The sequence below is a fragment of the Thalassoglobus sp. genome (genome assembly GCF_048270125.1).
GTDB lineage: Bacteria > Planctomycetota > Planctomycetia > Planctomycetales > Planctomycetaceae > Thalassoglobus.
In genome coordinates, this window is the sequence record NZ_JBLWTN010000036.1 from 1 (window position 1) to 14,097 (window position 14,097).

The 14,097-nt window shown below is 51.3% G+C and carries 10 protein-coding genes and 1 tRNA gene; 4 read left to right on the plus strand and 7 right to left on the minus strand.

Translation table 11 applies throughout. The features are described from left to right. Nucleotides 1-106 precede the first annotated feature (106 nt). A complete protein-coding gene (locus tag ACN0YR_RS23040) occupies nucleotides 107-328 on the plus strand; it encodes a hypothetical protein (protein ID WP_417851564.1) in 222 nt (73 codons plus the stop codon). 510 nt (nucleotides 329-838) lie between these two features. Here the strand turns inward: ACN0YR_RS23040 and ACN0YR_RS23045 are convergent. Continuing rightward, nucleotides 839-2,284 carry a DUF1501 domain-containing protein gene (locus ACN0YR_RS23045; protein ID WP_417851565.1) on the minus strand — a complete coding sequence of 482 codons (1,446 nt, stop codon included), beginning with the start codon at nucleotides 2,282-2,284 and terminating at the stop codon, nucleotides 839-841. A gap of 189 nt (nucleotides 2,285-2,473) precedes the next feature. Next, a complete protein-coding gene (locus ACN0YR_RS23050; protein WP_417851566.1) occupies nucleotides 2,474-3,892 on the minus strand; it encodes a sialate O-acetylesterase in 1,419 nt (472 codons plus the stop codon). A gap of 176 nt (nucleotides 3,893-4,068) precedes the next feature. On the opposite strand from ACN0YR_RS23050, the gene ACN0YR_RS23055 reads away from it, so the two are divergent. Beyond that, nucleotides 4,069-5,277 (plus strand): hypothetical protein, encoded by a 1,209-nt coding sequence (locus ACN0YR_RS23055; protein WP_417851567.1) that lies wholly within the window; start codon nucleotides 4,069-4,071, stop codon nucleotides 5,275-5,277. Nucleotides 5,278-5,384: 107 nt separating this feature from the next. Here ACN0YR_RS23055 and ACN0YR_RS23060 read toward each other — a convergent pair whose 3' ends face one another. From ACN0YR_RS23060 to ACN0YR_RS23070, 3 genes are all read right to left on the minus strand, one after another. Further along, entirely contained in the window at nucleotides 5,385-6,968 is a 1,584-nt protein-coding gene (locus ACN0YR_RS23060; protein WP_417851568.1) for an N-acyl-D-amino-acid deacylase family protein, read from the minus strand. 228 nt (nucleotides 6,969-7,196) lie between these two features. After that, nucleotides 7,197-8,249, minus strand: coding sequence for an SGNH/GDSL hydrolase family protein (locus ACN0YR_RS23065; protein ID WP_417851569.1), 1,053 nt, complete (start codon nucleotides 8,247-8,249; stop codon nucleotides 7,197-7,199). A 221-nt stretch (nucleotides 8,250-8,470) separates the two neighbouring features. After that, nucleotides 8,471-8,953, minus strand: coding sequence for a SixA phosphatase family protein (locus tag ACN0YR_RS23070; protein ID WP_417851570.1), 483 nt, complete (start codon nucleotides 8,951-8,953; stop codon nucleotides 8,471-8,473). A 101-nt stretch (nucleotides 8,954-9,054) separates the two neighbouring features. On the opposite strand from ACN0YR_RS23070, the gene ACN0YR_RS23075 reads away from it, so the two are divergent. Further along, on the plus strand, nucleotides 9,055-10,563 hold the full coding sequence (locus tag ACN0YR_RS23075; protein ID WP_417851571.1) for a DUF1570 domain-containing protein: 1,509 nt from the start codon (nucleotides 9,055-9,057) through the stop codon (nucleotides 10,561-10,563). 114 nt (nucleotides 10,564-10,677) lie between these two features. Then, a tRNA-Met gene (locus ACN0YR_RS23080) sits at nucleotides 10,678-10,751 on the plus strand. A 395-nt stretch (nucleotides 10,752-11,146) separates the two neighbouring features. Here the strand turns inward: ACN0YR_RS23080 and ACN0YR_RS23085 are convergent. Continuing rightward, complete coding sequence (locus tag ACN0YR_RS23085) at nucleotides 11,147-11,710, minus strand: hypothetical protein (protein ID WP_417851572.1); 564 nt, start codon at nucleotides 11,708-11,710, stop codon at nucleotides 11,147-11,149. Between the two features lie 546 nt (nucleotides 11,711-12,256). Continuing rightward, complete coding sequence (locus tag ACN0YR_RS23090; RefSeq protein WP_417851573.1) at nucleotides 12,257-14,017, minus strand: ArnT family glycosyltransferase; 1,761 nt, start codon at nucleotides 14,015-14,017, stop codon at nucleotides 12,257-12,259. Nucleotides 14,018-14,097: the final 80 nt, after the last annotated feature.

The following is a 14,097-nucleotide window of genomic DNA, read 5'->3' on the forward strand; positions in this document are numbered from 1 at the left end:
CAAAGAGTTCCAACTGCCGCGAACACTGTGTATCATCCATCATTCGCCTCCCGTGCTGTAGAAGTTATTTTGTAACAACAACTTATACCCACGCGGAGGCGTCTCAGTGTCAACCCGGTGCGCAATTCAGGCTAGAGTGATGGGGCTCAATCCTGCCATTTCCTCCAAAGCTAAAGAAGATCCTGCGTCACGAAGTGTCGAACTCGATGCAGAGAAATTTCGTCAAAGTGATATCGTCGAACAACCGATCTGTTGGTTGGATGAATACCGTAGCATTCTTTCTCGTTTCGAGAAGGCAGCCAAGAACTTCGGTGGCTTGCTCAAGTGACATTCATTCATTGAACGTTTCCTAAAGCTTACATACCTCAACTTTGTTTTCATGCAGACCCAAGCACCAGTCTCAAACATCATGCTCGCCACGTCATTGTTGGCCCGCTACTTATTTAAGTTGCCATAGCAGCAACTGTCGGGCAAACAAAAGCGATGCACCAATAATTAAAATGTATGCACAAATCATTCTCCATCCGAGAAGTGAACGCGCTTGATAATTTGAAGAGGCCAATACATTTCGAGCAAGGAAGAGAAACAACAAGATTGAGGTCGCCTTCGTTGCTATCGCAACGGCTAATCCTCTATAGGACGATTCCGCTAATGCAAGTGCTTGGGTCCCAATTTCTATCCCAAGCAGATCTAACCAGATGGCTGTTAACAAGAACTGTGTTTGAGTCTCTTTCTGGCTACGAACCTTTTGTTTCTGACCTTCGCTGTTTCGGCGATATCGGCTCATATTCAATTTAACGGAAAATGAATTTGATCTGGACCACGATTCGGGTGCGTTTCAAAATAGCTCTGTGATTGGGAGGCCGTTTTCCTGGACAGCGAAGCGTGGGCGGTTTTGGTCGTCTTCGTAGGTGGTGTCGAGCGGGACTCCCATGTGGCGGTAGATGGTGGCTGCCAGGTCGCCCGGCTTAACAGGGCGATCTTTAATTTCTCCGCCATCTTTGGATGTCGCTCCGATCACTTGACCGTGTCGCAGGCCGCCTCCGGCGAGTGCCATCGACATCACGTTCGGCCAGTGGTTTCGACCGTCTGTGCTGCCTTGTGTCCCCATGACTGGGGTCCGGCCGAATTCTCCCATGGAAATCACAAGTGTCTCGTCGAGGAGACCGCGATCTTTAAGATCGCTGACGAGTGTCGTCACGATGTGATCGTAAAGTGGAAGAATCGGACCAAGTCCGCGAGAGATTCCTCCGTATGGCGGAATGTTGTCTCCGTGATTGTCCCAGGTTCCGGAAGCGGTGTGATAGCTGAGATCGATGGTCACGAAGCTGACACCAGATTCAACGAGGCGACGTGCCAGCAGTGCTTGTTGAGCCCACAAATGGTCACCGTATTTTTCACGGGATGCGGGATCTTCTTTTGATAGGTCAAAGGCTTCGCGTGCCGCACCACCCAAGAGCATTTCATAGGCTTGCCGCCCGTAGCTATCGAGGGCACTCATTGCGTTGGATTGATCGAGTCCTCGCTGTAAGTCGTCCAGATCTTTGAGGAGTCCTCTCCGATTTTGAAGCCGATCGTGGTTCAGTCCAGATGGGAGGCCGAAGAGTTGTGCACCAGAGGTTCCTCCGAGCGGTTTTCCGACAAGATCAAGCTTCGGCAAAATGGCAGCCTTGTTCCCATCGAAAGGATCGTATTCTCGACCGAGCCAGCCGCCCCATGCAACATGACTTTCATGCTTTTGAAAGACGACATAAGGAGGCATTCCAGGAACATTTGCGCCTCGGTGTTTAGCGACAATTGAACCGATCGCGGGGTAACGATCTCCTTTGGGATTCGATCGTGGAGCGGCGTCGCGGTGACCGGTTTGCATCACCTGATTTGGTTGGTGGCTGCTCTTGCGGCAATCGACCGAACGGATGATTGAAAAGTCTTCCATCATGGCAGCTTGCTTCGGCAAGTGCTCACAAATTTGAATACCGGGGACAGATGTTTCGATGGGAGAGAAAGGGCCACGGTTGATCGCGGGACGTGTCGGTTTCATGTCCCACATGTCGATATGGCTGGGACCACCTGTCATCCAGAGGAGAATGACACTTTTTCGTGAGAGCGGTTTTCCATCTTTTGATGCAAGCTCTCTCGCCTGCAGCAAGCTTGGTAATGACAGCCCGGCGACACCGGCCAGCCCCGCTTTCAGCATGTTCCTTCGACTGCGGACAACGACACCCTCGTTGGAGAGCGGATTCCAACTGGAAAATGCATGCGATGCGTGAGAATTGACAGCCATAGTCGCCCTCGAAGGTCAAAATTCGTAGTCCACATTATAAGTTCCGCTGACGGGACAAACAACGTGTCTTCCTGAAATCGGCAAATTGGAATCGGTTCAGCCTGTTGAAATCATTGATTTTCACGCAAAAATCGCCACTGAATCTCTCCAGTGACGATTGTTCACGTCGAAAACATAATGATTGAACGCTTACTTCTCACCGGCTCGGAATGGTGAGGCTGGCAAGCCGTTCTTGTTGGACAAGTTGGGTTCGTCTGTCTGGTGCCAGGAGTAGCGGACAGATTTTGGTGCTTCAACGGCATCGGCATGGACGACAACGGTGTTGCCTTCAATGCTTGCGTTTGCGTCCACATAGTTGCCATCGGCTCCGGCGATTTGGAAGTGTGATGGGGCTTTCCCATCGCGGGTTGTCAGGCCATCTCCCACATGATCGAAGCTGACGATGATCTTGTTCCCGTCGACCTTCATCGATTTGTAAAGCGGTCCGGAGTAGACAATCCCTTTCTTGCCGTAATCCTTCGCCAATGCCCACAACGCGAGTCGCTTGCCGACATCCTGTTTGTTGCGAGGATGGATGTCTGCTGTGTTTGAAATATCAACCGTGACAGCCATCCCGGTGTGCGGAATCGAAAGCGTTGCTGTCTGTGCTTCCTGAATTTCGGCCAGCGCAGTTTCACTTCCACCGTACTTGTAAGGGGCCAGTTGCACGAAGTAAAACGGCATTTCCGGTTTGTTCCAGAGGGAGCGCCAACCTTCAATGAGTGCTTTCTTCTTTTCAAAGTAAAGCATTCCTTCGCCACGATTAGATTCGCCTTGATACCAGAGCGCCCCACGAATTCCGTAAGGGACCAACGGAGCAATCATCCCGTTGTAAAGTGCCAGCGGTGATTGATGATTGATTGCACCGTTCGCCTTTCTTTGTGGGAAAGAGTCGAGGTTGTCTGCAATGTTTTTCAATGCCGGAACATTTTTGAATCCGACAGGGGGAGTCCAGGGTTCGATACGTGTGCCACCCCAGTTGGAACCGATCAGACCGATTGGAACATCGAGTTCCTTGTGAAGCATACGAGCGAAGAAATAGCCAACGGCAGTAAAGTTTGGAACAGTTTTAGGAGTCGTTGCCTCCCAGCCTGATGATGTGACATTCTTTTGAGGAGTCGCCATCGGGGTGTGAGGAATTTTGATGTGCCGAATGTTAGGGTAGTTTGCGGCAGCGATCTCTTCTTGCGGGTTGTCTGAATTACGGACGATCCATTCCATGTTCGATTGGCCAGAGCAGAGCCAAACTTCTCCGACTGCAACGTTCTTTAATGCAACTTCATTCGTTCCTTTGATTTTCAATTCGAGGCCGTCGCCAGCCTTCATCGATTTTAAGTTGACGAGCCATTTCCCGTCGCTGTCCGCTTTCGCACTGGCAGTCTGGTCGCCAATCGAAACGGTGACTTGAGTGCCGGGATCATCCCAGCCCCAGATCGGGACTGCTTGCTCTCGTTGCAAAATCATGTTGTCCCCAATGATCGAGGGGAGTTTGAGTTCTGCAACAGCTGCCGTCGACAGCAATACCAGTGTCGACATGCACATGATCGTCAAGTGAACGTTTTTCTTCATCGGGGTCTTCTCTTGGTTCCAAAGTGGCTTTGCCAGCTTTCATCAAAGCATCAGCGTTCATTGATCACGATAGCCACCGCATGAAAAACCTTCAAGCTGCGGTCTCAGAGAGATCTTGACGAGACAAAACCGGTCCCCTTAAAAGCAGGGACATGAACTCATAGCAGGTAAATCCAATGCATCGAGTCTCTCAGCAGGAGTCCCAGCATCTCCAAATCCTTCTCTGCTTGTTTTTACTGAGCGTTTCTTACGTTCAGGAGATTGCAGCGGATGAAATCCGCGCCTCGCAACCGGTAGAAACTACCGATGGGGCACGAATCTTGGATGAATTCGAACTTCCAAAATTCGACCTGGAATTCGAGCCTGACATTGGTGGATTGAAGCCGGTCGAGTATGTGCAACCGCTGTGGGCTCCTTCGTCTCAGTCGGTTGATGAACCAGCAGGTTCAGAGAATTTCGATGCACTCGCTCCGTTGGACTTAGAGACAAAAACGAACCCCGAACAGGCTCGTGGGAATAAAGTCAAAGTTGTGGAAGAGAATGTGGACCTCCGGGTTCCCACTACTTCTTCGCCTGAGGAGGCAGATGTTGTCTCTCCGAGTTGGGTGAATCCGTTCATCGACGACCACATTTACCTGTGGCATGAAAACCGCGAAGAGCTTGAAATACTGTTTCAAGACAAAGATGGTTTCGGAATGACGACACTCGCCTTCGACGGAAAGGTTCATGATGACGAGGGGCCGATGTGGGCGAATTTTAAATTTGCCTGGCACTTTCTGAAAGGACCTCTTCAGCCAGATGTTCGTGCTCAAACTTACGACCTGACATTTGAACTCAATCATGCCGAGCAACTCAACGATACCTGGGGTGTTCACTTTCAGATTTCACCCACTTGGGCGACAGACTGGGATAACAAAACGGGTGACGCCTTTCGTTTGATTGGTGGTGGTTTGATCTCAATGAAGTACGACGATGGAGTCTCACTCTTGTTGGGGGCGACCTACCTGGATCGCCCGGACCTCCCGATCGTTCCGACAGCTGGCGTGAGAATTTGGGGTGAAGAATTCGAGCTCGATCTCGTTGTTCCCCGACCTCGCATTGCATGGAGAACAGATACTGGCGAGAACGAAAAAGAGACGTGGGTCTATTTCGCAGGGGAACTCGGCGGAGACTCTTGGGCCATTGAAAGAGAATTCAATCGTAAAGATATTCTGGGCTACCGTGATTATCGCCTGCTCGTTGGCTGTGAAACCAAGGAGCAGGACGGATCACGACAAGTTCTCGAGTTCGGCTGGGTCTTCCACCGCCGGCTCGACTTCGACCGCTACGGCGGCAGCCAGCATCTGGGCGACACAGCCGTGATTCGAATGGGGCAGACGTATTGATTGCAGACATGCGAATTGATTGCAGGCATGCGAAGTGAATCGCAATCTCATGACTTCATAAACAACTCGCTACGGGCAAGACGTCAGGACCAAGATGCGGGCTGTGTCTACTTCGCTGAGTGTCGGAGAGCTTTGCCTGCCAATGCGCCAGTCACTTTTCCATGCGTCATCGCGGGAACTCCATTGACGTAAACGAAGACCATCCCGTCGGCGTATCGATGTGGGTCGGTGAAGGTCGCTGTGTCGATGAACTCTTTTTCGTTCCAGACCACAACATCGGCTGCGAAGCCTTCTCGCAGGTATCCCCGATCTGTCATTCCCATGATATCCGCCGGGAGTCCGGTCGAGCTTCGCACGGCGTGTTCAATCGGAATGTTCTGTTCACGGATCGCATAAAATCCAATCTTCCGAGGGAATGTTCCGTAGCTGCGCGGGTGAGGGACTTCGTCACTGGGGATTCGAGCGGAGCCATCCGAAGCGGTCGCCACCCAAGGGAGCGTCATGACATATCGGACGTCATCTTCGTTGATGCTGTGATTGACGATGCTTGCTCCACCGTTCTCTTCGATGTGAATGATCAGATCGTACGGAGTCATTTTTTCCTGCTCAGCGATTTCGTCCAACCGCATTCCCGCCCAGTCAGGACGCGGACGGTGTCGCGAAATTTGAATGCGATGGCCGTTGTCCGTCAACTCGATTTTACGTTCGATCGATTCACGAATCCGCCGACTCTCTTTCGTGTCGCTGGCGAGACGCTCCAATGTCTTTTTCCGCCCGCCGGCGCGGGCCCAGGACGGAATCGTTGTGGCGCTCAGGGACGTACTTGACGCAGTGTAGGGGTATTGATCGGCAGTGATCGGCTGACCTTTTGCCTGCGCCTCCTGAATGATTTCTACAGCAGTTCGCACGAGCCCCCATGAGGATTTCCCGGACGATTTGAAGTGAGAAATGTGCAGGGGTAAATCGCCTTGCTGTCCAATTTGAATCGCTTCTTTCACAGCTGCCAGAAGTTGCGTTCCTTCACCCCGAATGTGACTGGCGTAAATACCATTGTGTTCTCCGACGACTTTAGCGAGTTCAATCAGCTCTTCGGTGTCGGCGAAAGAACTGGGGACGTAGATGAGACCGGTCGACATCCCCCAGGCTCCGTCTTGCATTCCCTTTGCCATCAACTCTCGCATCTGCTTGATTTCTTCAGGTGTCGCTTTGCGCTTTTCGTCACCGATCACTTCGTCACGAATCGCACCTTGCGGAATCAAATGTGCCACGTTGACTCCGATCCCAAGGTCATCAAGCGTCGAATAATACTTGTCGACATCAATCGGCCCGCTGCCACAGTTTCCGGTCAGCATGGTCGTGCAACCTTGCGTCAGATAGTTCATTGCTGATCGTGTGTCGTTTCGAGTAACGCCTCGGTCGCTGTGATTATGCAGGTCGATAAATCCGGGACTCACAGAGAGCCCTTTGCAATCCACGCGGACTTTCACTTTCCCGATCGGGAATTTTCCAACCGCAACGATCTCTTGACCACGAATGGCAACGTCCCCGATTTCCGGCTTCGCACCATCTCCCAAATACAGCAAGCCTGCTTCAAGCAGAACATCGGCGTCAACAGCTTTTTGGTCGGAGTCCTGGGCGCTGGCAACTGTCGACAAAACAGAGATCGTCAAACAGAACAGGAAAGTGCCCATGGTCAAGATTGACCTGTTCTTCAACAACCTGTCCAGCAAGGCAGAACTCGTGATTGTCGACCGATCGCAGTTGATCATCCGCGTTAATCGTTGAAGCATTTTGAACCCATGTGTCACGACGTCAAATTTCACGTCTGGATGAAGAGACCAAGATGAATTAACCAAATTGTGAAGGTCTCATCCTATCTTTCAGCGATCGAGAAATCCATTAAGCTCACGTCCTGAACATCATTGAATGACGACGCTCGTTTTGGAGACCGCATTGGTTTGTTGAGTTGAAAGTCGCGCCGGCACAACCTCAGCGATTTTGTTGAGATACAATCTTCGAATGGCATCGTAGCCACGGTCGTTAGGATCTTCGAGATTATCGAAATACCAATAATACGGATCTTCTTTTCGATAGGTTGCTTTCCAGAATTTTTTGCAGTGAATTCCATGACCCTGAAACGTGGAGTGAAGATCAACGAGGTGCACGTTCGGCCGTTGTTCGCACGTCGTTTTGATGATCTGGTTGTACCGCTGCAACACCTCCAGGCCATCATCCCAGGCAGGTAACCCCGCATTCAGCGTATCTCCGACTCCATCTGTCGGGTCGTAAATGTTGCCCAGGAAAACATCACAACCACCGGGGAATTTTTGTTCGACGAGATCGAGAATCGCCGTTAAACGAATCTCGAAGTTTTTAAACCAGGGCTCCGCTTCTTCCATTGTCGCTCCGTACATTGCACCTTCGCGTGGAGGGGTTCGCCCATAGTTGTGGATCACATCATTCCCACCCGTGGTGAGTACGACAATTCCGAAGGTCTCCGCAGGTTGCTCCTCAATTTTCGGAAGCGAAAACTCAAGAAGCTCAATTGACGTCGTCCCCGAAAGTGAACGGTTTTCGCTTGTGAGATTCGGCAGGACTGCGGAGAGCGTGAGCCCTTCCATCTCTGAGAACTCATCGCTGGGATTCTTGAGAAGTCTGTAGAAGTATGATTTTCCGGGACTGGCTCCAAACCCACTGGTGATGCTGTCTCCCAAGCCCAGCAGGAAGACTTCGCGATCACTCCACTGTTTTTGAAATGGACCACGATCAACCACCGGAACCGTTGGCCCGCTTCCCATCTCGTGATTGTGCCAGAAATGAATATAGAACAGGACGCCCAGAATAGAACAGACTCCAGCCAAGAGCAGGATCTTGAGCCGCTTCTTGAAGTTCAAACGCGAACGTTTCCTGTTCCCTCTTATACTGTTTTCACCAGACGTACCTTCATTCGGGATCGCTTCAACCGCTTCCATCGTGGTCCTCCTGAAGCTCGATTCATGTCGGTGAGTCTGCAGCTCTTCTGTCTGGAATTCTTTATTACGTTCAGTCCGCCACGTTCGTTGGATGATTCCGGTCTTTGATGATCCTTCGGGGCGTTTTGAAAAATGTACGCGAACTGTCTCGTGGAGATGAGTGCTTCATCACATGAAATCACACTTCACGGACACAAGAAATACGAAGTGTTCCGGCATTCTCAGTCAAGCTCTTTCGGTCTCCAGACTGTTTGCAGCGAGAGCTTCGTCAAGATGTCGTCAGCCTGCTCCGCGTCCTCCTGAATTTCAAACCAGGCGACGGCGGCTGTTGGCATCCGTTCATAGTTCGCAGCGACTCGGCTCACGAGTTCTTCCAATCCAGGGTTATGCCCGATGGCCAAGACGATATCGTTGTTGAAGTATGACTTCAGGACGTGTTTCCAGGTTCCAACGCTCGCCAGATACAGGTCTTCAACCACCTCGACTTTTTCATCAAGAGTGAGTGCAACACTTTGAGCTGTCTGCTGCGCCCGAAGGGCAGACGAAGAGAGAATCAGACTCGGAATGAGTCCTCGTTCTTTTAACCAGTTTCCCATTCGTGGAGCGTCTCGAATTCCACGTTTGTTCAGCGGACGATCATGATCGTCCATCCCCGGTTCCGACCAACTCGATTTCGCATGTCTCATCAGTAAAAGAGTTTTCACGCTGAGATCCTCAATCAATTTCTATGTGATGACTCTGATTTTTTGTGGTGATCCTGAAACCAGACTCTCATCTCGATTCTGATTTTTGTATGATGTTCAACATGAGATTTGATCGACATTCCAAGCTGGAGTCTATTGTGCAACTCAGACTGTTCCTGCTTTTCATGATTTCGGCGTTTTTGCATTCGTCATCTCTGCTTGCTGAAAGCTACACGTACGTCGATGAAGACGGAAAGCAAGTGACACTCGAAGCGCGATCGATTGGGGCAGGGCAGGGCTTTCAAGCTTTGGAGCGACGTGACGGGCAACTTCAGATTGTCCCCAGTTCCGCCATCGTGGACCGTTCTCCGGGAGAGGGGCCAGAACGGTTTGATCGTGAAGAAATGTCGGAAATGCTGGCGAAGCGGTTCGGCGAAGACCTCACCCGCTTTCAACTTCAAGGCAATTTCGTCATTGGTCTCGTGTTAACTGCACCGATCGAGAAATCAGCGGAGTCCAAAGCGGCAGCGTTCATTCAGAAAGCGAGCCGATTTATGAATCGGGTGGACGAAGTTTTTCTCCGCTACGCGAAGTCTCGAAAATTCCCTCTTTACGAACCGCAGTTTCCTTTGGTTCTCTTGATCTTCGAAAGTGACGACGATTTCAATGAATACGCTGCCGAAGCAACAGGAGGCACAGGTCTTTCAGCTGCGAACATCGCGGGCTTTTATTCCCCGATTACCAACTGGCTGGCAGTGCGGATGAGTTCGTGCGATTCCTTCGAGGTTCCGCTGCACGAGGCGATTCATCAACAGATGTACAATCGTGTGTTGCAGCGCCTTGCTCCCATTCCTAAATGGTTTGATGAGGGGATCGCTACCGGGTTTGAAGGGGAGGGAGAACGGATCAGCATTTCGCCAGCCAAGGTCAACCCTCGCTATGCCGCGCAAGCTCAGAAGATGTCGGGCCGCGTGAACTGGAGATCTGTCATCGAAAACGACGGGGCCTTCACTGCGGATGTCCTCGCAGGCGAAGCCTATACGCTCGCCTGGTGTATGCACTGGTTGCTGGCCAACAAATATCAGGAGGAGTACGAGGCCTACGTTCAGGAACTTGCAGCACGCGAGCCTTTAGGGCGACTCGATGCAGAAGAACGTGCCAACCGGTTCAAGGCGGCACTCGACGTCTCTATTGCTGATCTCCAAAAAGAATTTCCGGACGCTTTGAATTTTGCAATGAAGAGGCAGCGTATCCGCCCCCAGCCGATTCGAACCGATGGGGGAAGCACCTCCGCTCAAGCACTTGGGCTGGCAGAGCTGAAAGTTGTCGGCTCGCGAATTGGGAGGCTCACGGCATCCGGAACGTTTAAGAATATGTCTCCATTAAGATCAATGACTTTTTATCTCACTGTTGAGTCCGGGGACGGAACGTATGCTGAATGGGTCATTGTTGATCTGAAACCTGGACGCCGCCAGGAAATCGACAGCCAGCAACTCACGAAACGATTCCGTCCGGCGGTTCAGATGCCTCGCGGAACGTACCGAGTCTTCATTCGCTCGACGCCTGCTGACACTCGTGACTCATCCAACTGGGCGAATGGGACTGTTCCCGGCCCTTATCTGGCCCGGTAAACCGCAAACTTTCACTGAATTCGCTGACCGACACCGGGAACTCTTGAGAATTCGTAATTTCTTTGAAATTGTGGGTCGACTTTTTATTTCAGACCGATAGTATTCCAAACATAACGCGGGGTGGAGCAGCCCGGTAGCTCGCGAGGCTCATAACCTCGAGGTCGTAGGTTCGAATCCTGCCCCCGCCACTAAAACCCCACGGTTGCGAAATTTGCGACCGTGGGGTTTTCTTTTGCGTTCTCACAGAGACAACCGCGATTCCGTCTCGATATCGCCAGTCTTCGAAATATGTTGCGTCCTCAGCCGACTCGCTCACCCACATCGCCGACCACAAGGAGAATCAATCCGTCTGGGTTGTCAGCCCATCCAATGCGGCAACGTGGATTCGAGTTTTCAAGGAAGGGATAGGGCTGTTTGCTTTTCCGTGTGAGCGTGTAGAACGCATTTCCCTAGAACTGATCCTGAAACCTGAACTTGTTCTCTCAAACACTAAGAAAAGTCATCATTCCACAAGTTTCCCGACTGGTTCTAGTGAAATGCTGTTGGCCACAAGGCAGAACCTGCAAACCAATTCGAAAGTGTTCTAGCGGTTGCCACGTTCTCCGGCAGGGTAGCCACCTCGATCTCCACCTTCGCCGCGTTCACCTCCGGGAGGGCCACTTCGGCGTTGCATTTCATTGATGAGTGCTGCTGCCATCTTCGTCAGCTCACTCTTGTTGAGCATTCCATCATCGTCCGCATCGAATGTGAGCGCGTGAGTCAAAAACTGTTCAGCAGAAGGAGGGCCTTGTTGGCTTGATCGGCCACTGAAACCACTCTGTGAAGGGCCACTCTGACCAGCTCTTCCGCCTGGGCCACCACCAGCGTGAACTTCATTCGATGTCAGTTTGCCGTCGCCGTTTTGGTCCAACGCCTTTAACGCTGTTGCGGCACTCAAAATCTCTTCTGCGGAAATTGTGTGATCACCGTCGGCATCAAGTGCAGCCATCACAGCATTGGGGGATCCGCCCCGTTCTCCACGTTGACCGCCATCCTGCTTCTGGCCTCTATGCCCCGAAGGAGGACCACCGCGGCCGCCTGGGGGCTGTGCGAACCCAGAGATGGTACAGGTCATCAACACTGCCAGAGTTAAAGAAATTCGTTTCATCAGTCGTTCCTCTTGGGTGTTCAATTTCCGAATTAGGCATTGGTTCTTAAGAGTTAAACGCCAAGTCTGAATACGCGCTACTGGAAAAATTCAAAAAAAGGAAACTCTCGGTGCGAAGGGATCATCCAACTCCGCATTCCTGTGCATTCACCGTCTCGATGTTTTGAATTCATCCCTGACAGAATGATCGCATGAACGTCAGCCAGAGGAATTGAAGAGTGTCGATTATGACAAATAGAAAACTTCACCTGACCTGTGCGGTGACCGACAAAACAGAAGCTGAGACTCTCCGAATTCAATCCAGAAATAAACCGGATTTCGTCAATGAATATTTCCGGGAATGCTGTTGAAATGATTCATCTATGACAGGAAAGGAAGAGTACACTATGCGGGCTGCCTCAACCCTGATGGTTTGAACAGAGGTCTGTTCATTAGAGCAGTTTGCTCTACCGTGTGCCCGTGAAGAACGCATTTCTCTAGGAAAAATGCTGTTTGCCACGAGGCAGAACCTGCAAACCAATTCGAAAGATGCTCTAGACACTGTGGCTACTCTGCGGGTTGCCGAGTCGCGGCGTTGGCGGGCAGTTTCAGGACTTCGGCCAGTACGACGCCTTGCTTGGTCACTTCGGCGAATTGTTCTGTTCCCTCAGGTGGAGGTGTCAGTGACTCCCAAGGATCAGCCTTACGACGGATGACGAGAACATATGGCGAGAGGTCGCTTCGGGCGTCGTCATAAGCTTTCAGGACGATGTCGGGGCGATTGCGAAGCCACGAGCCGCGTCTCATGAATTCAAGCTGCAGCGGGTGTAATACAGGCGCCACTTCGAGAACGGCTCCTTCCGGAAGTTTTTCCGCAGCTGCTTGAAGAAGTTCTGGTGTGGCGCTATCACCCCAATAAGTGGTTTCGAACCCTAAATCGTTTGCTTTCCAAAGTCCGGCGACCGCTTCGTTGTAATAACTCAAGTGGCAAGGATGCAGGGTGATCATGTTGTAAATGGGGCCAGCGAGTCCCAAAACTGTCAGGGTCACGATCGTGAATTCTCCACTCTTCATTTGTAAGCGGTGAACAATTCGCTTGGCCCCCAAGCCAACAAAGATCGCGAAAAGTGGAAATGAAATCAGGAACAAGCGGACGCCGTCGTAAACTGTCACCTTGGGTAAAGCAAAAACGATCAGCGGCAGTAGCCAGGCACCGAAGATGAGTTGCGAGCGTTTGTCGCGGAGTGCATGCTTCGAGTTTTCGTCATCGGTTCGATTTGTCATTCCGATCACGGCGGTTCCGAGAAATCCAAGGGGCATCGTCACCAGAAACATGATGAATGGATAGTGCCAGGGAACGTCTGTATCTGCGAATTTCTTGCCGAAGTAAAAACAGTTCAAACTCGATCGCTCAGTAGCTCGAGAGAAGTATTCGTTGAGGTGGTTGAGTGGATCGCTCCACAGCCAAGGCCAGCCTACAAAGAAGACAACACCACCCACGACGCACAAGAAGACAAACGCAATCAGAGACCGCAGCCCCCAGTTCCAGAGAAACCAGACGAGCACGACAGGCAAAATGAGGACAGCATGAATCTTGGTCAACAGCGCCAGTCCAAGTAAGAATCCAGGAACCAGCACTTGGCGAAGCCCGATCCGATCGTCCCATTTGCATCGGTTCGCAAGAGACAAAAAGAAAGCGGTATAGGTAAGGCACATGCACATTTCGAGTGATGCAAGATGAGCATGTCCGAATAGACGCGGCATGCAGATCAACGAGATCGTCGTTGCACATGAGGCGACCGGACCGAACCAGCGCCTCGAAGCTAAAGAAATGATGAGAACGAGTAACCCAAATTCAATCGCTGAAGCCACACGAGCATAGCTGACCAGATAAGGTTGGCCCGTTTCGACAGGGAGAAAGTGATTCAGAGCTTCGCTGGTGACGCCAATGGCAATTCGACCGAGCGGCGGATGATCGGGATTGTACAGCGGGTTGCTGTAGATTTCCTGAAGTGTTTCTGGATGGAAACTGCTGGTCCCGGCTAGCTGAAAGGATCTCGCGAGAAAGACGCCGACTTCGATATTGAAGCCTTCATCAAATGTGAGTCCTGGACCTTGCAAAGACCAATGCAGGTCATCAGCAACGTCAATTGTTGTGATGACAAGGCTCGCTGCGAAGAGAGCAGCCAACCAGGGAAAGAGAGGGGATAAAAAAAACAAAGCGACCCTTTGGGAAAGGGTCGCTTTGAACTTGATGGTCGAGCCGCTCATAAACGAGTCCGGAATTCCATCCTGTAAATACTGGCGAACTGCAACAAATTTATTCACAACAAGTCAAAAGTGAAAAATTTCATCCTGGTCACCTCAACGCAAAGTCAATCTCGACTCAAGACGTTATCAGAACTCCC

Bases quoted from the DNA above. Each gene is read 5' to 3' on its own strand.
- ACN0YR_RS23075 (WP_417851571.1), top strand. From the start codon at position 9,055: ATGAGATTTGATCGACATTCCAAGCTGGAGTCTATTGTGCAACTCAGA.
- ACN0YR_RS23055 (WP_417851567.1), top strand. From the start codon at position 4,069: ATGCATCGAGTCTCTCAGCAGGAGTCCCAGCATCTCCAAATCCTTCTC.
- ACN0YR_RS23050 (WP_417851566.1), bottom strand. From the start codon at position 3,892: ATGAAGAAAAACGTTCACTTGACGATCATGTGCATGTCGACACTGGTA.
- ACN0YR_RS23065 (WP_417851569.1), bottom strand. From the start codon at position 8,249: ATGGAAGCGGTTGAAGCGATCCCGAATGAAGGTACGTCTGGTGAAAAC.
- ACN0YR_RS23085 (WP_417851572.1), bottom strand. From the start codon at position 11,710: ATGAAACGAATTTCTTTAACTCTGGCAGTGTTGATGACCTGTACCATC.
- ACN0YR_RS23045 (WP_417851565.1), bottom strand. From the start codon at position 2,284: ATGGCTGTCAATTCTCACGCATCGCATGCATTTTCCAGTTGGAATCCG.
- ACN0YR_RS23060 (WP_417851568.1), bottom strand. From the start codon at position 6,968: ATGGGCACTTTCCTGTTCTGTTTGACGATCTCTGTTTTGTCGACAGTT.